Annotated in this window: 15 protein-coding genes; 9 read left to right on the top strand and 6 right to left on the bottom strand. The window is 65.0% G+C overall.

What is annotated here, in order from left to right; translation table 11 throughout:
• The first annotated feature begins 136 nt into the window (after positions 1–136).
• The 3 genes from AC3WTE_RS17000 to AC3WTE_RS17010 are packed head-to-tail and all read left to right on the top strand — an operon-like array spanning position 137 to position 3371.
• Positions 137–1354 carry a PP2C family protein-serine/threonine phosphatase gene (locus AC3WTE_RS17000; protein ID WP_492439568.1) on the top strand — a complete coding sequence of 406 codons (1218 nt, stop codon included), beginning with the start codon at positions 137–139 and terminating at the stop codon, positions 1352–1354.
• A complete protein-coding gene (locus AC3WTE_RS17005) occupies positions 1351–2928 on the top strand; it encodes a sensor histidine kinase (protein ID WP_492439263.1) in 1578 nt (525 codons plus the stop codon). Before AC3WTE_RS17000 ends, AC3WTE_RS17005 begins: the two co-directional genes overlap by 4 nt.
• A complete protein-coding gene (locus tag AC3WTE_RS17010) occupies positions 2925–3371 on the top strand; it encodes a response regulator (RefSeq protein WP_492439265.1) in 447 nt (148 codons plus the stop codon). The genes AC3WTE_RS17005 and AC3WTE_RS17010 overlap by 4 nt, the downstream gene beginning before the upstream one ends.
• Positions 3372–3374: 3 nt before the next feature.
• Here the strand turns inward: AC3WTE_RS17010 and AC3WTE_RS17015 are convergent, their stop codons facing one another.
• Entirely contained in the window at positions 3375–3824 is a 450-nt protein-coding gene (locus AC3WTE_RS17015) for an ATP-binding protein (protein ID WP_492439267.1), read from the bottom strand.
• Positions 3825–3865: 41 nt separating this feature from the next.
• Positions 3866–4249 carry an STAS domain-containing protein gene (locus tag AC3WTE_RS17020; protein WP_492439268.1) on the bottom strand — a complete coding sequence of 128 codons (384 nt, stop codon included), beginning with the start codon at positions 4247–4249 and terminating at the stop codon, positions 3866–3868.
• 412 nt (positions 4250–4661) lie between these two features.
• On the opposite strand from AC3WTE_RS17020, the gene AC3WTE_RS17025 reads away from it, so the two are divergent.
• Both AC3WTE_RS17025 and AC3WTE_RS17030 read left to right on the top strand, forming a co-directional pair.
• Complete coding sequence (locus tag AC3WTE_RS17025; RefSeq protein ID WP_492439270.1) at positions 4662–5138, top strand: DUF1707 domain-containing protein; 477 nt, start codon at positions 4662–4664, stop codon at positions 5136–5138.
• Positions 5139–5182: 44 nt separating this feature from the next.
• Positions 5183–6628, top strand: coding sequence for a DUF2252 domain-containing protein (locus tag AC3WTE_RS17030; protein WP_492439272.1), 1446 nt, complete (start codon positions 5183–5185; stop codon positions 6626–6628).
• Between the two features lie 14 nt (positions 6629–6642).
• Here the strand turns inward: AC3WTE_RS17030 and AC3WTE_RS17035 are convergent, their stop codons facing one another.
• Positions 6643–8010: a TIGR00366 family protein gene (locus AC3WTE_RS17035; RefSeq protein WP_492439570.1), complete on the bottom strand. Its 1368-nt coding sequence runs from the start codon at positions 8008–8010 to the stop codon at positions 6643–6645.
• Between the two features lie 355 nt (positions 8011–8365).
• On the opposite strand from AC3WTE_RS17035, the gene adhP reads away from it, so the two are divergent.
• A complete protein-coding gene (gene adhP, locus AC3WTE_RS17040; RefSeq protein WP_492439273.1) occupies positions 8366–9433 on the top strand; it encodes an alcohol dehydrogenase AdhP in 1068 nt (355 codons plus the stop codon).
• Positions 9434–9481: 48 nt separating this feature from the next.
• On the opposite strand, the gene AC3WTE_RS17045 is transcribed toward adhP, so the two are convergent.
• Genes AC3WTE_RS17045 through AC3WTE_RS17055 form a run of 3 tightly spaced genes read right to left on the bottom strand, consistent with a single transcriptional unit; the run spans position 9482 to position 12695 of the window.
• On the bottom strand, positions 9482–10138 hold the full coding sequence (locus tag AC3WTE_RS17045; RefSeq protein ID WP_459366431.1) for a MadR family response regulator transcription factor: 657 nt from the start codon (positions 10136–10138) through the stop codon (positions 9482–9484).
• Positions 10135–11517 carry a MadS family sensor histidine kinase gene (locus AC3WTE_RS17050; protein ID WP_492439276.1) on the bottom strand — a complete coding sequence of 461 codons (1383 nt, stop codon included), beginning with the start codon at positions 11515–11517 and terminating at the stop codon, positions 10135–10137. Before AC3WTE_RS17050 ends, AC3WTE_RS17045 begins: the two co-directional genes overlap by 4 nt.
• Positions 11514–12695, bottom strand: a complete 1182-nt coding sequence (locus AC3WTE_RS17055) for an iron-containing alcohol dehydrogenase (protein ID WP_492439572.1) — start codon at positions 12693–12695, stop codon at positions 11514–11516. Before AC3WTE_RS17055 ends, AC3WTE_RS17050 begins: the two co-directional genes overlap by 4 nt.
• A gap of 370 nt (positions 12696–13065) precedes the next feature.
• Between AC3WTE_RS17055 and AC3WTE_RS17060 the strand changes: the two genes are divergently transcribed.
• The 3 genes from AC3WTE_RS17060 (at position 13066) to AC3WTE_RS17070 (ending at position 15865) form a co-directional block, all read left to right on the top strand.
• A complete protein-coding gene (locus tag AC3WTE_RS17060) occupies positions 13066–13977 on the top strand; it encodes an MBL fold metallo-hydrolase (protein WP_492439277.1) in 912 nt (303 codons plus the stop codon).
• A gap of 132 nt (positions 13978–14109) precedes the next feature.
• Positions 14110–15351 (top strand): GNAT family N-acetyltransferase, encoded by a 1242-nt coding sequence (locus AC3WTE_RS17065; RefSeq protein ID WP_492439279.1) that lies wholly within the window; start codon positions 14110–14112, stop codon positions 15349–15351.
• A gap of 139 nt (positions 15352–15490) precedes the next feature.
• On the top strand, positions 15491–15865 hold the full coding sequence (locus AC3WTE_RS17070) for a histone-like nucleoid-structuring protein Lsr2 (RefSeq protein WP_492439281.1): 375 nt from the start codon (positions 15491–15493) through the stop codon (positions 15863–15865).
• Positions 15866–15872: the final 7 nt, after the last annotated feature.

Below are 15872 nucleotides of genomic sequence, written 5' to 3' on the forward strand. Positions count from 1 at the left end.
CCGGCGACGCGCGGCGCGCGTCAATGGTCCAAGCGCCGTGGGACCAACTGGTAACGTCCGCAGCGGTAAACACAGCGAAACAAGAAGGTCAGCGCGACGTAGGTGGCCCCTTGGCGAAGGATGTGACCACTTGTCCATGCCGGCAGAGCCGCGGATGAACCGCTCCATTTCTCCCCGAGTGGGACCCACCGCGGAGCGGCCGCTGTCGCTGCTGTTGGTCGAGGACGATCGCGGCGATGCCCTCCTGGTCGAAGAGCTGATCGCTGATGCCGCGATCGACATCGACTTTCACTGGGCTCCTACGCTGACCCAAGCGGCGACCACGCTCGAGACCGTCCGTCCGGATTGCGTGCTGCTCGACCTGCACCTGCCCGACGCCGGCGGTGTCGACGCCCTCGATCGATTGGGTGCGCTGGCCCCGAGCCTGCCGATTGTCGTTCTCACCGGTCTGAACGACGAGCATTTCGGCGTTTCCGCCATGGCGTCCGGTGCTCAGGACTACCTGGTGAAGGGCCGCGTGGACCCCGACACGCTGCGTCGTGCGGTGCTCTATGCGATCGAACGCAAGCGTGCCGAGGTCACGGCGGTGGACCTGCACGCCAGTCGACTGCGCGCTCAGGAGAATGCCCGGCTGGAACGGGGCCTGCTGCCCTCTCCGCTACTTCTGGACAGTCCCGGCGTCGAGATCGTCACGCAGTCGTTGCCGAGCAGGCGTGACGCCCTGATCGGGGGCGACTTTTACGATGTTGTGCAGACCCCGGACCGCACCGTCCACGTGATGATCGGTGACGTGGCCGGCCACGGGCCCGACGAAGCCGCGTTGGGCGTTGCGCTGCGAATCGGCTGGCGCGCACTGACTTTCGCCGGTCTGCGCGGCAATGAGCGGATGCGTCAGCTCGACCGGATCCTCACCACCGAGCGTCCCAGCCGCGGCACCTTCGCGACCCTGCTCAGTGTGGCACTGGCACCCGATACGGGGCAGTACGACGTGGTGCGGGCGGGACATCCCGGGCTGCTCATGCACGGCGCAGGCGCAGGTACCGTCGACTGGCTGGAGCCGGCCGCCGGCCCGGCGCTGGGACTCGGCGCCACCGAATGGCCAGTCAACCGGCTCCAGTTGCGACCGGGTGACGGTTTGATGTTGCTGACGGACGGACTGTTCGAGGGACCCGCAGGGGCCGCCGGCGAACGTCTCGGGGAACCCGGGCTGCTGGCGACGGCCCGCTCACTGGCCCGCCTGCCCGGGACCGAGTTCGTCAAAGCGCTGATCGGCGAGGCGGCGACGCGGGCCGAGCCCTTCGGCGGTCTCACCGACGACATCGCCGTCATTCGAGTGGAGCGCTCGGCATCATGAAGTTGACAGTGCAGGGCTGGCAGAACCTGGTTCTCTCGGCGATGGGCGTGGTGGTCCTCTCCGGCGCCGTCGGCGGTGCCCTCCTGATGAACCAGACGGACACGGTTTCGGGTGAACTGATCGAGCACCTGCAACCGGCGCGCGTGGCGGCCTACCGATTACAAGCCGGACTGCGAGACCAAGAGACCGCGGTCCGCGGCTACGCGAGCGCCGCCGACAGCCAATTCCTGGCGCCGTATGCGGGCGGACAGCACGCTGAAACTGCTGCAGCGCAGGATATTCGGAGAATGCTCCGCGGTCGCGATGCGCTGATCGCCGACCTTGATGCGATCGAACGAGCCGCTGCCACCTGGCGCAGCAACTATGCCCAGCCGTTGATCGCCAGCGTCATTGTGGGGCATCCAACCGTCGTGGACAGCCGTACCAACGAGGACGGCAAGAAAGCGTTCGACAACCTACGCGTGCTGTTCGATGCACAGAACCGGCACCTGGAACAGGCGCGCGATGCCGACACCGCGCAGTTGGCGTCGATACGCCAGTGGCGCGACCGAGTGCTGGCCACCATGGTCGGCGCGTTCGTCGTCATGGCGGTGGTTCTGGCGGTGCTGGTGCGGAGTTCGGTAACCCGCCCATTGGGTGCCCTCGCTGCGGCATGCCGCCGGATCACGCAGGGCAACTTCGATGAGCGCATAGTTCCCCAGGGGCCCACTGACATTCGCGCTATCGCCGGCGATGTCGAGGAGATGCGGCAGCGCATCGTCGAGGAACTCGAGGCCTCCCAGTTCGCCCGCCTTGCCCTCGACGAACAAGCCGAAGAGCTGCGTCGATCGAACGCCGAGCTCGAGCAGTTCGCCTACGTCGCTTCGCACGATCTGCAAGAGCCGCTACGCAAGGTTGCGTCTTTCTGCCAGCTGCTCGAGAAGCGGTACGGCGACCAGCTCGACGAGCGCGGGATCGAATACATCAACTTCGCCGTCGACGGCGCAAAGCGCATGCAGGTGCTGATCAACGACCTGCTCACCTTCTCCCGTGTCGGCCGGATCAACGCCGCCAACACAGAGGTCGACCTGGGCGAAACTGTCGCGTCGGCCATGCAGAACCTTGCGACCTCCATCGCGGAATCGGGAGCTGAAGTGTTGCTGCCGCCCGCCGGCCTACCGCGGGTCGACGGCGACCCCACCCTGCTCACAATGCTGTGGCAGAACCTCATCGGTAACGCGGTGAAGTTCCGGCGAGAGGGCCAAGCACCTCGGATTGCCATCGACTGTCGATCTGGCACGGGTGAGGACGCCGACAACTGGGTATTCACGGTGACGGACAACGGGATCGGAATTGCCGAGGAGTTTGTGGACAAGGTGTTTGTCATCTTTCAGCGATTGCACGGCCGCGATGCCTACAGCGGTACCGGCATCGGCTTGGCGCTGTGCAAGAAGATCGTCGAATATCACGGCGGCAGCATCGGGATCGACACGTCGTACACCGACGGCACCCGGTTCGTGTTCACGTTGCCGGCCACGCCGACCACCGAACCGAACGTCATCGCATCAGACCAACCGGAGGGAAGTCATCCATGAGCGCGTCGTCAGCCGGCCGAGTGGTCGACATCCTGCTGGTCGAGGACGATCCGGGGGACGAGTTGATAACCCGTGAAGCGTTCGCGGACAACAAGATCAAGAACACTCTGCATGTCGCCCGCGACGGTCAGGAAGGTCTGGATTTTCTCTACCGGCGCGGTATCCATGCGAACGCGCCGACTCCGGACCTCATCCTGCTCGACCTGAATCTGCCGAGGTACGACGGCCGGCAGTTGCTGGAGGCGATCAAGTCCGACGCCGACCTGTGTCACATACCGGTCGTCGTCCTCACCACGTCCGCCGCCGAGGAGGACATCCTGCGCAGCTACAAGCTGCATGCGAACGCCTACGTGACCAAGCCGGTCGATCTCGATCAGTTCATGAAGGCGGTGCGGGAGATCGACGAGTTCTTCGTTCAGGTGGTGCGGCTGCCGCAGCCCTGAAGGTCATCCACCGGCGGCTGCGGCTTCCACGGCATCCCATTGCAGGCGCACCTGGGTGCCGGCAGCGGTCGGTTCGATCGACGCGTGGTCCGTCAGCGCCCGCATCAACGGGATGCCGCGGCCCCGGGCAGAGTTCGCGAGCTGTGCGGCGGCTGGACGCCAGGTGCCTTCGTCGGTCACAGTGACAGTCAGCAGGCCCGCCTCACGGTCGAAGTCGGCTCGAACGTGCATGACACCGGGCGCGGGTGCATCGGCATACGCGGCCTCCACGGCGTTGGCCAACGCCTCGTTGACGGCGAGCACGATATCGCTGGCTTTCACCCGGTCCAGCGCAAAGTGTCCCGTCAACCAAGTGGAGAACTCCTGACGGACGGATGCGGCATGTTCGGGGACTGCCACCACGTCTGTTTTGCTGAAACGTGCCCCGCTGCTCGACTGGTCCGGCTCCGTCATATCGACCCGCTCGACCTACCTTCCGATTGACAACGACCGCTCTAGGCGGTGACAGCCGCGAGGGCTTCGTCTCGTGTGGCGAACAGCTCGATCAAGTCAGCGATCCCGACCAGCTTGAGCGGCCGACTGGTGGTGGGGCTATCTGCGACGATGACGAGCCGCACCGCCGGTGCCAGTTCCGCATGCGCCGCCACCAGCACACCCATCCCGGCCGAGGCCAGGAAGTCCACGGCGCTCAAATCGACGACGACCGCCTGGGCCGCGCCGATGGCCGCCGTGCTGAGCGCGGATTCGAGCTGCGGTGCGGTGAGCATGTCCACCGTTCCTGATACTGCTACCACGCTGACAGCGCCGATCTGGCTCTGTTCGACCGCGCAGCTCGCCGCGGCAGGATTGCCGCTTCCGTGGACTGGCTGGCTTGTCATTGTCACCTCCGAGGGGCTCACGCACATGAGCCGACAGTCCAAATACTATCGGCGCTTCCGCTGCCCGCCGCACCAAACCTAGTAGGACGGCGCCGGTCCGTCGGTGTGGCAAATAACATGTTTCGCCCGGTTCATCCGAGGGTATCCATGTCGGCCGATTTTGCGGGCCGGCGCCGTGCATGACTCAACCGCGACGGCTGCGCCGATGTTCCAATCCGATTGTGCCGCAGATCGATCGCTTGGGGGAAAGTGAACCGGCGCCGTCTGGTCGCCGACGGTCCAGCCGCGCTGGCCGTCGTCGGCCATCGCTCCGCGCGGTGTCCCCGGCGTGGCGCGGAGAATTAACCTTGCCCCCAGGCCATAACGGTGTTATGAATGTCCATAACACCGTTATGGCGAATGGAGTTGCACCATGCACCACCATGAGGACTTCCCGTTCTTCGAGGCGTCGCGCAACGCCGGCGGCAGCACCGCGACCGGCACCCTGGACACTCACATCCGGGTCGGCGATGCCGACCGCGAAGTCGTCTCCCGCCGGCTCAGCCGTGCCGTCACCGACGGACGGCTGACCTTGACGGAGTACGACACCCGCCTGCAGCAGCTCTACCAGGCGGAAACCCGCGGCGAGCTCGCCGAAATCGTCGCTGACCTACCACGGTCCGATGGGCGTGGTGCGCCGAAACGACAACGGAGGCCATCGATTCCGACGTGGGTCGTGATCATGTGGATGCCGTGGGTCGTGGTGAACCTCTTGTGCCTCGCGATCTGGCTCGCCACCGGCGCCGGCTACTTCTGGCCGTTCTGGGTAGCCGTGCCCTGGGGTTTCGCACTGTTGATTCCCAGTGCAATCGGTGTGTTGGCCGGTCACGGGACCTGCCGGCGGTACTAGGACTGCAAGTCCTTGCCATGCTTGGCCGGCGCACTGCCGGGTATATGCCGTGGACGAACGACGCGCCGCCACTTGTCGATCCGGCGATTCCCGACCGGCACACCGTGGTCACCGGCACCGGCACCGAGACGTACCGGTCGCTGCTGCGGACGCCGGCCACGCGCGGCGAGCGGTATGCCTTGGGGAGGGCGCTGCGCAAGAAGGTGCCCCGGCGATCACTGGCATGGTGGTCGCCGCCTGCCGGCCGGCCCGATCCTGTGGACCTGATCAAGGCAAGTCACCAGGGGCGCATCGAGCGGCTCGTTCCGATCAGGGTCGGACGAATGGCGGCATCGCCGTACGGTTTCCTGCGTGGCGCCGCCGTCGTCATGGCCCACGATGTCGCGCAGTTGCCGACGACAGGAATCATGCCGGTGGTTTGTGGTGACGCGCACCTGGGCAACTTCGGGTTCTACGCCTCGCCCGAACGAGAACTGGTCATCGACCTGAATGACTTCGACGAAGCGCACCCCGGCGGCTGGGAGTGGGACCTGCGCAGGCTGGTGGCGAGCATCTGGGTGGCCGGCCGCGAGAACGACGCGTCGGAAGATGCCTGTGGGGACGCCGTGGAGGCGTGCGTCACCTCGTACCGCAAGGAGGTGAGGCGGCTTGCCGACCTGCCGCTGTTCGTCAGGGCTTTCAACAGACTCAGCGTCGACCGTCTCGCAACCGAAGCGGACGGGCCTCTGGAAAGGCTTGTCACCCGCTCGGCGAAGCGGGCGCGGCGCCGCACCGGTGACCGAGCGTTGCCGCGCTTCACTCACGAGGTCGCGGGAGAGCGAAAGATTGTCGATGAGCCACCGTTGATCACTCGGCTGCCGGCGCGGGAAGAGGCCTTGCTCGCGAAAGCGATGGACGACTATCTCGAGACCTTGCCCCTGAACTGGCGTCGGCTGGTCGGCGGTTACACGCTGCTGGACGTGGCGCAGAAGGTTGTCGGGGTCGGCAGCGTCGGTCTGCGCGCATACGTCGCACTGCTGGAGGGCTCGTCGCCCGAGGACGTCATCTTCCTTCAGCTCAAGCAAGCCCGGCGGTCTGTACTGGCGCCCTATGTGCACGGTGAATCGCCATGGCATATTCACCAGGGGCAGCGCGTCGTCGAATACCAGCAGTGTCTCCAGACGGTCAGCGACCCGCTGCTGGGTTGGACCACCGTGGACGGCCACCAGTTCTACGTCCGGCAGCTGCGAAACATGAAGGGGCGTATTCCGCTTGACGAGTTGAACAGCAAGATGCTGACTGGCTACGCCAGTGTGGTCGGTCAACTTCTGGCCAAGGGACATGCCAGAACCAGCGGTGCGTCGATGATCGCCGGCTATTTCGGGCATTCAGACCGGGTGAGCGAAGCACTGTGCGGCTTCGCCCGCCGGTGCGCCGACCAGACGGAGTCCGACCATGCCCTACTGGTCAGTGCCGTCGAACGAGGTGTGCTGCCCGTCGAATACGAGTGAGCGCGTCCCTCGCGTCAGATCACATGGGGCGCAATGAGAGTGGTGGCACCCAGTACTACCACGCCGATCAGGAACGCGACGACGGTGAAACCCATCACCTGACGGACGTTCAGCTTCGCGATCGCCAGCAACGGCAGCAGCCAGAACGGCTGGATCATGTTCGCGACACCCTCGCCGACCGCGACCGCCATGGAGATCAGTCCTAGATATGCCGGCGAATGCTGGCCGATCGCCAGCGCCGAATCGACCGCGATGGGACCTTGCACCGCCCAGTGCCCGCCACCGGACGGGACGAACAGGCTGATGATCAACGAGCCGACGAAGGTCAGGAACGGCAGAGTGTGCTCCGTCGCGCCGTTCACGACTGCCTCCGCCAGCAGCGTCTGCAACGGCTTGTCGGCTTTCGTCGCCTGATAACCGAGCAGGCCGACCAGGCCGCCGTACAGCGGATACTGCAGCAGCAGCGGGCCGGCTACCTTGGCGGCGCCGGTGAACGCTCGGATGAATCGGATCGGCGTGCCATGCAGGAGCGCACTGGTGATCGTGAACAGCATGATCATCGAGGAAATGTTCAGCGCAAAACCACTGAGCGCGAAGTAGGCCAGGCCTGCGGCGAACACCAGGACGTTGAGGATCCAGAGGTTTTCCAGCCACTCGGCGAAGGTCTTCCCTCCTTCGGTAGTCGAAGGAGGGGGAGTCTCGTCCTCGAAGACGGCGGGGTCGGGTGCGAGGCTCTGCGTCGGTGCCATGCGCCAGACCGCGAGCGCGAGCAGAGCCAGCACCGCGATCACCGACAGCCAACTGTAGGGCTGGAAGATGGTCTGGCTCAACGGAACAGTGACGCCGGTCAGTTTGTGGATCACGTTGATCGGGCTGCCGCTGTCGGTGTTCGCCAGTGCGATGGACGACGACAGCCCTTGCGTCCAGACGATGAAACCCATGAAAGCAGCCGCGATCAGGTAGCCGAAATGCGCGTCGGCGAAACGCTTCGCGACCTGCCGCGCCACCAGCGCACCGGCGACCAGGCCGAGTCCCCAGTTCAACAGCGACAGAACGGCGCTGACGCCGAAACACAGAAGTGCCCCCTGGACTTGGTTGTTCGGCTTACTCGCGATGTGGACGATGGCCCGTTTGAGGACAGGCGCCTCCGCCAGCGTGTAGCCCGTCACGAGGATCAGCACCATCTGGAAGGCGAACGTGAAAATGTTCTGCGATCCCCACACGCCGCTGTACCAAGCTTTGAGCATGCCGCTGGGCGTGGCGCCCTGCACCAGAAGGGCAACCATCGTGGCGACGAGGACGGTCAGGATGACGGCGAACAGGTAAGGGTCCGGCATCAGGCGCTCGACGTAGCGGACACACAGTGCGGTGAGGGACTGCATGATGCCGCGGCGTTCGGGCTTGGTTTCCGCGTTCGTGTCCTTCTCATGTTCGCTCGTTGCCACCTGCTCCACCTTCACAGTTTCTGGTTACGGCACTCATCATGGCGGGTCAGTGGCGTCACGGTGAGGTCTTTGCGCAAGGGCTTCGTGCGTCCGGGGCCCTGCCCGAATGGGTAGTTCGCACCCACCCGGGTGGGGCCGGTACTCGGGCCGATCGGGGCATGTGACGGCCCCTGGTTGTCAATAGTGTTGTGCGATACGAGCTTCACGCACCTCATCCCGGCCAGAACGTCAGCCCCGCGTGGGGAAGCTCAAAACCTCATCCCGGAACAGTTCTCACGAATGGAGTGAATCAATGACACAGACACTGGCTACCGACACCGTGGTAGGGCACACCGACACCATGCGGGCTGCCGTCGTCGCCGACTTCGGCATGCCGCTGCAGGTGCACGACATGCAATTGCCGACACCGGGCTTTGGCGAAGCCCTGGTCAAGCTCGAGACGTCCGGTGTCTGTCACACGGATCTGCATGCTGCACACGGTGATTGGCCGGTGAAGCCGCAGCCGCCGTTCGTGCCGGGGCATGAGGGCTATGGCACGGTCGTAGCGCTTGGCGAGGGCGTGGTCGACCTGGCGGTCGGCGACAAGGTCGGTAACGCCTGGTTGTGGTCGGCGTGTGGCCGCTGCGAATACTGCCGGACGGGGTGGGAGACCTTGTGCGAAAGTCAGCGCAACGGTGGATATTCCGTGAACGGAAGCTTCGGCACGTACATGCTTGTCAACGCTGACTATGCCGCGCGGATCCCCGACGGCGCCGACCCGCTAGAGATCGCGCCGATCCTGTGCGCCGGCGTCACCGTCTACAAGGGTCTGAAGGTCACCGACACCCGGCCCGGCCAGTGGGTGGCGATCTCCGGTATCGGCGGGCTGGGCCACATCGCGGTTCAGTATGCCCGTGCGATGGGTCTGCGTGTTGTCGCGATCGATGTCGACGACGCCAAACTCGCACTCGCCACCAAACTCGGTGCCGAGGTCGCCATCAACGCCCGTACCGCTGACGTTGTCGAATCAGTACAGCAGGCCACGGGCGGAGTGCACGGTGTCCTGGTCACGGCCGTGCACCCGCAGGCGTTCGGTCAGGCTATCGGCCTGGCTCGTCGCGGTGGCACGATCGTGTTCAACGGACTTCCCCCGGGCGACTTCCCGGCGCCGATCTTCGACATCGTCCTCAAGGGACTCACCATCCGGGGGTCGATCGTCGGAACCCGGCAAGACATGGCCGAAGCGCTGGACTTCTACGCCCGCGGGCTGATCAAACCGACCATCAGCAGCGCGCGTCTCGATGACATCAATGATGTGTTCGAACGTATGGAGCGAGGACAGATCGACGGCCGTATCGTCATCGACTACCGAAATCCATAGCAGCGCAGGGCGTTCTAGGCCGACGATGCCGGTAGCGGCATCGTCGGCCTAGATCAGACCTCGCTTACTGGCCGCGTATACGGCCTCGGCCCGCCGGCTGACCTCGAGTTTGCGCATGATGTTGCTGACGTGAAACTTGGCGGTGGTCGCGGAGATGAACAGCTGCTCACCGATCTTGTGATTCGACAGCCCTGCCGCAAGCAGTCGCAACACCTCGATCTCTCGGTCGGTGAGCTTGTCGCGTTGCTCGCCGCGTCCGCTGAGCGAGCGGACCACGGCGGCTGCGCTGCGCGAGTCGAACGCGCTCTGCCCGGCGGAGATGGCGCGGATCGCCCGCACCAGTTCTGTGGTGTCGACGTCCTTGACCACGTATCCGCGTGCTCCGGCATGCACTGCGCGGACCACCAGGTCCTCATCGAGGAATGTGGTGAGCACGAGCAAACCGACGTCAGGGTGGGCGCCGGAAAGCTTGGCGCACAAAGACAATCCTTCGAAGTCCGAACCCGCCGAGAGTTTGAGATCGACCAGCACCACGTCGGGTAGCGTCGCCGCGACCACGGCCACCGCTTCCGGTTCGCTGGACGCCTCGCCAACCACCACGAGATCGTCCTCGCGTTCCAGTAAGGAACGCAGCCCCTGGCGGAGAATGGCGTGGTCGTCCACCAGCGCCAGCCGGATGGTCCCGGTCCTGGTGTCAACGGTCATGAAACGACTCCTTCGCCTGAGGCTTCTTCTGGTGCCTGCGGGATTGTCGCGACGACCCGCACGCCGCCGATGCGAGACCTGCCGACGGTGAAGGTGCCACCGTATTCGCGACACCGTGCCAGCATGTTCGCCAATCCTCGGTGGTGTCCGTCGAGGTCGGCGACATCGGCCAGCCGAAGCATCAGCCGGAGTTTGTCCGGGTCGCCGGTGCCGTCGTCGGACACCGACAGGGCGACCGCTCCGGAGCGGTAGCTCAATCGCACGATGGCTCGGGTGGCGCGACCGTGCATGGCAGTGTTGAACAGCGCCTCGCCGGCGATCCGAAGCAGGCTCCGTTCGACGGCGCTGGGCAGCTCGGCGACGACGCCGTCGACCCGCAGCGTCACCCGCAGATCTTTTGGCATGTGCACCGTGGCGAGCTGTTCGAGCAGCTCGGGGAGGCTGGATCGGTCGGCGTCGGAGGAATGGTTGAGTGCGTAGATGGCCGACCGGAGCTGGTCGATCGCCGATCGGGTCAACGTTTTGGCGGTGTCCAGCCGTTCGACCAGACCTGCTGGGCCTGAACCTGATTCGATCTCACTGCGGCACACCTCGATCTGCATGCCTGCCGACAGGACGGTTTGCGTGACGCTGTCGTGCAGTTCCCTGGCGATCCGGTGCCGCTCGGAGTCCAGTACCTGGTGGCGTTGTGCCGCACCGAGTTCGCGTTGGGTGGCCAGCAGCTGTGCATTGTGTGCCTCGGACTGTGCCAGCAGGGTTTGCGAACGCTGAAACAGTTCACAGTTCTGTAGCGCCACCGCGGTCTGGCTGGCCAGGATGCGCATCACCGCTTCGTCGATACCGTCGAGCAGGCGGTGTGGTGGCGTCCAGGCCGCGAATGCCCCGACGACGCCGCCGTCGAGTTCGATCGGGACGTGTGAATGGTGGCTTTCGATCACTGGTATCCGGAACTGGGCAAGCCGGCCGCGAAGGACGTCGTTGAGCCGGTTCAGGACCGCGTCCGGAAGGTGCGGTACCGGATGTTTGGTGCCCGAAAGCCCTTCGAAGGAGTACGCGTGCCCATCGGCGTCGAGGATGAGGTGACGCGGTCGTGCCTCCGGCAAGGCGCCGTCGGCCAGCGCCAACAGCACCCATTCGGCGCCGAGATGCGTGCGGGCCGCCTCCGCAACGGCCCGCACGAGATTCTCGGGCCCGTTGACGGTCTGTACCAGAGCTCGGGAGATGGCGTCGAGAGCTGCGACCACCCGTTCGGTGCGCTGCGCGGCCACCCGGAATTCCGGATAGAACGTGCCTTTGCCGGATCGCACTCCCGTGAGTTGGTCCAGATCCGGCGCAGCCGCTCGTTGCGGCGCCACCGGATTGCCGGGCAGGGCGGTCACAACGCCGCCCGGAACAGGGCGCGCAGCTGCGCATCATCGATGGGTCGGGGGTTGGTGGTCAGGCATGCATCCTGAAGTGCGTTGTGGGCCAACACGGGAACGTCGGCGTCACGCACTCCCAACTCGGCGAGCCCGCGCGGCACGCCGACCTGCCTGGCCAGCTCTTGGATTCGGTCGGCAAGTGCCAGCGCAGATTCCAGTTCCGGAGCGCGCTTGTCGGCGATTCCGAGGCAGGTGGCGATGGTGGCGAAGGGCGCCGGATCGGCCTCGGCGTTGAACCGCACCACGTGGGGCAGCAGCACGCCGTTGATGACGCCATGCGGCAAGTCGAGGAGCCCACCGACCTGATGACTCATGGCGTGCGCGGCCCCCAGGATGGCATTGGTGAAGGCGAGACCCGCTTCCAGCGCGGCTTGGGCCATCAGTACCCGGGCCGGCATGTCCTGCGGCCTCTCGATCGTGGTGACCAGGTTTTCGGTGACCATCACGACCGACCGCAGGGCATGGTGGTCGGTCAGCTGGTTGTGTCCCAAAGAGACGAACGCCTCGATGCCGTGCGTCAGCGCGTCCAGACCCGTTGCCGCATTGAGCCATTCGGGCATGGTGGTGAGCAGGCGGGGGTCGATCACGGTGATGTCGGGGACCAGGGCCCGGCCCAGGATCGTGATCTTGGTGTTGTGCGTCGTATCGGTGACGATGCAGAACTGAGAGACGTCGGCGCCGGTGCCCGATGTGGACGGCAACACCACCAAGGGCGGGATGGGCGCGGTCGCCTTGTCGACTCCGGCGTAGTCGAGGATGTGGCCGCCGTTGGCCGCGAGGATCGCAATACCTTTGGCCGCGTCGATCACCGACCCGCCGCCCAGCGCGATGAGGACGTCGCAACCATGCGACCGATAGAACTCGTGGCCGGCGGTGACCTCATGGTCTTTGGGGTTCGGAGTCAGAGCGCTCCAGACGTGCGCTTCGACGCACTGGGCACGCAGATGTCCGACCAGCTCTGCTGCCCAACCGGCCTCGATCAGGCCGGGGTCGGTGACCAGCATCGGCCGCAGTCCGCCCAGACGGACCGCGGCGTGCGCTGCTTCTGCCATCGAGTCGATGCCGAAGACGATCTCAGGGGCATGGAACTTCAACAGCCGGGTCGGCAGGGCCGTCGCCGCCGTCGTCGCCGCGATCTGAGCGGGCGCCGTCACATCGAGTCTCACAGACTCATTCCTCATCCTGTGATCCAGGTAATACACCGTAGCCTACGGCGTCCCGCCGTCCGGACCAATGTGCGCGTGGGTAGGTCGCTACCTACCCGATCGGGTAGGTAGCCATACATGGTCGGCAAATGCCGCGGCGCCTCGCGCTACGAGCTGGGCAACTTCGGACCGATGCAGGCCAGGCTCACCTCGGCGACTACGTCGCCACAGTCCTCAACGGGATTTCGGCGCAGGCTCGCGACGGGGTGCAGATCGCTGTCGGTCGTCGAACCCCGCGCTCAGTGTGCTGCCGGAGTAAACAGACGGAATAGGCCGCCTGCTGTCCGCGTTCCCTAGTGCCGTGACCACATTTGCCGTTGGGGCCGCGTCGATCACCCAATTGACAGAGCTGGACGTGTGGCCAATCGCGCCGCGCCTGTGGTACCCGCTCATCAGCGACGACCAGCAGGCGTTCGCCCGGGAAACGTATGCGCCGGTGGCCGTCTCGGCCGACGGTACCGAGCTGATCTTCTCCATCCACAACTACATCGTCGAACTCGACGGCACCGTAATCGTCATCGACACCTGCTCGGGTAACCATAAGAACCGACCCTTGTTTCCGGACCTGCACATGCTCGACACCGACTATCTGATCCGTCTCAAACAGGCCGGATACGAGCCCGGGGACGTCGACATCGTGGTGAATACCCACCTGCATGCCGACCACTGCGGGTGGAACACCTGCCTGAGTGACGGCGTGTGGTCGCCCACGTTCCCGAATGCCACATACCTGTTCCGCTCAACTGAACTCGATTACCTTGCGGACCAATGGAAATCGTCTCCCGTGCAACGGTGGTCCGAAAACGGGGGATGGGTGTACCACGACAGCGTGCTACCGGTCCTGGAGCGCGAACAGTACAAGATCATCGACGCCGGTCATGAGATCTGCGTCAGCGGCTCTACGCGCGTAACCGCCATCGACGCCGGTGGCCACACGCCGGGACATCTCGCGATCGAGATCAGCGCACCGGAGAACTCCGTACTGGTCGTCGGCGACACACTTCATCATCCGATGCAGGCGCAGTTTCCCGACCTACCCTTCTTCGCCGACGCTGACCCTGTGCAAGCGATCGCGACTCGCCGTGCGCTGCTCGGCCGGTGCGCTGACGAGGGTCTCAAGGTCCTGACCGCTCATTTTCCGGTCCACGCTCCACTGGGTCTCCGCCGAAACCGCGACGGCTTTGTGTGGGAGAACTTCCCGGTGGATACATAGACGCTTCAGGTAATACTCAGAGCAAACACCCAAGCGGTGCATTCGGCCGTCGGCACCAGAGGCGGACCAGGGCTCGCGGACGCCGCGAAATTCAGATGACTCGTCCTACGGCTTCGTGATATCCGTTGGGGCATGACTGATTTGACGCTGCGTGCTGTCAGCGATGGGGATGACTACGATTCGTTCGCAGCCTCGTCGTACGAGGTGTTCTTGCAGGATCCGCGGCAGGACGAGATCGACCTGGCCCGCGCCTTCACCGAGTACGACCGCATGTTCGGCTTTCACGACGGCACCAGCTGGGTTGCCACCGCCGGAGCTTTCCGCAAGCACGTCGCGCTGCCCGGAGGTGGCATCGCACCGGTGGCGGCCGTCACCGCCGTCACGGTGTCACCCAGCCATCGGCGCCGCGGCCTGCTCACGGCGATGATGCGCCACCAGCTCGACGACATCCGAGCACGCGGTACCGAGGCGCTGGCCATGTTGTACGCATCTGAGGCTTCGATCTACGGGCGCTTCGGCTACGGGATGGCGGTGCCGATTGCGGAGCTTTCCGGCCAGGTCCGTGAACTGGGCTTCCGCCGGGAGGTCCAGTTCGGTGACGGTTCGGTGACCCACGTCGACGCCGAGGCGTTGCTGGCGAGTGCGCCGGAGATTCATCAGCGAGCCGTGGTGCAGCGGCCCGGCTTGATGGAGCGACCGGGTCCGTGGTGGGACCACTGGATCCACGACAGCGAGGAACGGCGCAAGGAAGCCAGCAAGATTCGCTTCCTCCTGCATCGCGAGGCCGACGGCACCGCCAGCGGATTCGCCATCTACCGGCCCAAGAACAACTGGACGGATCGTGGCCAGCCCAACGGTGGACTGTGGATTCAGGAAGTGCTGGCTACCAATCACCATGCGTACGCCAGGATTTGGCGCTATCTCCTCGATATGGATCTGGTCAGGACGGTCGAGTACGACGGTGCCGCCGTCGATGAGCCGCTGCTCAGCTTGGTGGCCGACCGGCGTGCCCTGGCGTGCGAAGTCAGGGACGGCATCTACGTACGGCTCGTCGACGTGCGTCGTGCCCTGACGTTGCGCAGCTACGCCGCCCCGGTCGACGTGGTGCTGGATGTCACCGACGAGTTCTGCCCGTGGAACAGCGGCCGGTGGCGTCTATCTGGGGGACCCGATGGTGCTGAATGCGAAATGTCCACGGCGCCAGCCGACATCGCTATCTCGGCGCGGGATCTGGGCGCCATCTACCTGGGCGGTGTGAACCTGCAGGCGCTGGCGAACGCGGGTCTCGTCGAAGAGATGACCCCGGGTTCGGTGCACCGGACCGCAGTGGCGTTCAGCTGGCCCGTCGCACCGGGCGTGCCCGACGACTTCTAGGGACAGCGTCCTTTCGGGCCATACCACGCGTTCGGCTGAGATAAAAGAGGCCAAAGCGCGTAGTTCGGCTCCGACCGCTCCGCTAGCTTGTTTTGGGGGAAACAATGCAGGGCGCCGTGGCGTGGAGGTGGGTGTTCCGGTGGCGAAACTGTATTCAACTGCGTGGACCGACGATCTGGATGGCTCACTCGCTGCGACGACGCTTGAGTTTTCCTTCGATGGGGTCACGTATGCGATCGATCTGTCCGAGGCGAACGCGGTGCGGATGCGGGACTGCTTGGAGCCGTATATCCGGGCGGCCAGCAAGGCGAGCCGTCGGTCCGCGCGTAGGACCGGGCCCGCAGAACAGTCGCAGGCTGACAAGGCGCAATCACCCCATCAGCGAGCTCGGGAGTGGCTGCGGATGAACGGCCACGAGGTCGGTAGTCGCGGGCGCCTCCCTCAAGAATTGCTGCAGAGGTATCAGTTGGCTCAGGGCGGGGTCGAACAAGGCCTGCTCGGTGACCTGAGATGAATTCGAT

Source organism: Mycobacterium sp. FW102-FHT13B02 (genome assembly GCF_058790275.1).

Bases quoted from the DNA above. Each gene is read 5' to 3' on its own strand.
- AC3WTE_RS17000 (WP_492439568.1), top strand. From the start codon at position 137: ATGCCGGCAGAGCCGCGGATGAACCGCTCCATTTCTCCCCGAGTGGGA.
- AC3WTE_RS17005 (WP_492439263.1), top strand. From the start codon at position 1,351: ATGAAGTTGACAGTGCAGGGCTGGCAGAACCTGGTTCTCTCGGCGATG.
- AC3WTE_RS17010 (WP_492439265.1), top strand. From the start codon at position 2,925: ATGAGCGCGTCGTCAGCCGGCCGAGTGGTCGACATCCTGCTGGTCGAG.
- AC3WTE_RS17015 (WP_492439267.1), bottom strand. From the start codon at position 3,824: ATGACGGAGCCGGACCAGTCGAGCAGCGGGGCACGTTTCAGCAAAACA.
- AC3WTE_RS17020 (WP_492439268.1), bottom strand. From the start codon at position 4,249: ATGACAAGCCAGCCAGTCCACGGAAGCGGCAATCCTGCCGCGGCGAGC.
- AC3WTE_RS17025 (WP_492439270.1), top strand. From the start codon at position 4,662: ATGCACCACCATGAGGACTTCCCGTTCTTCGAGGCGTCGCGCAACGCC.
- AC3WTE_RS17030 (WP_492439272.1), top strand. From the start codon at position 5,183: ATGCCGTGGACGAACGACGCGCCGCCACTTGTCGATCCGGCGATTCCC.
- AC3WTE_RS17035 (WP_492439570.1), bottom strand. From the start codon at position 8,010: ATGCAGTCCCTCACCGCACTGTGTGTCCGCTACGTCGAGCGCCTGATG.
- adhP (WP_492439273.1), top strand. From the start codon at position 8,366: ATGACACAGACACTGGCTACCGACACCGTGGTAGGGCACACCGACACC.
- AC3WTE_RS17045 (WP_459366431.1), bottom strand. From the start codon at position 10,138: ATGACCGTTGACACCAGGACCGGGACCATCCGGCTGGCGCTGGTGGAC.
- AC3WTE_RS17065 (WP_492439279.1), top strand. From the start codon at position 14,110: ATGACTGATTTGACGCTGCGTGCTGTCAGCGATGGGGATGACTACGAT.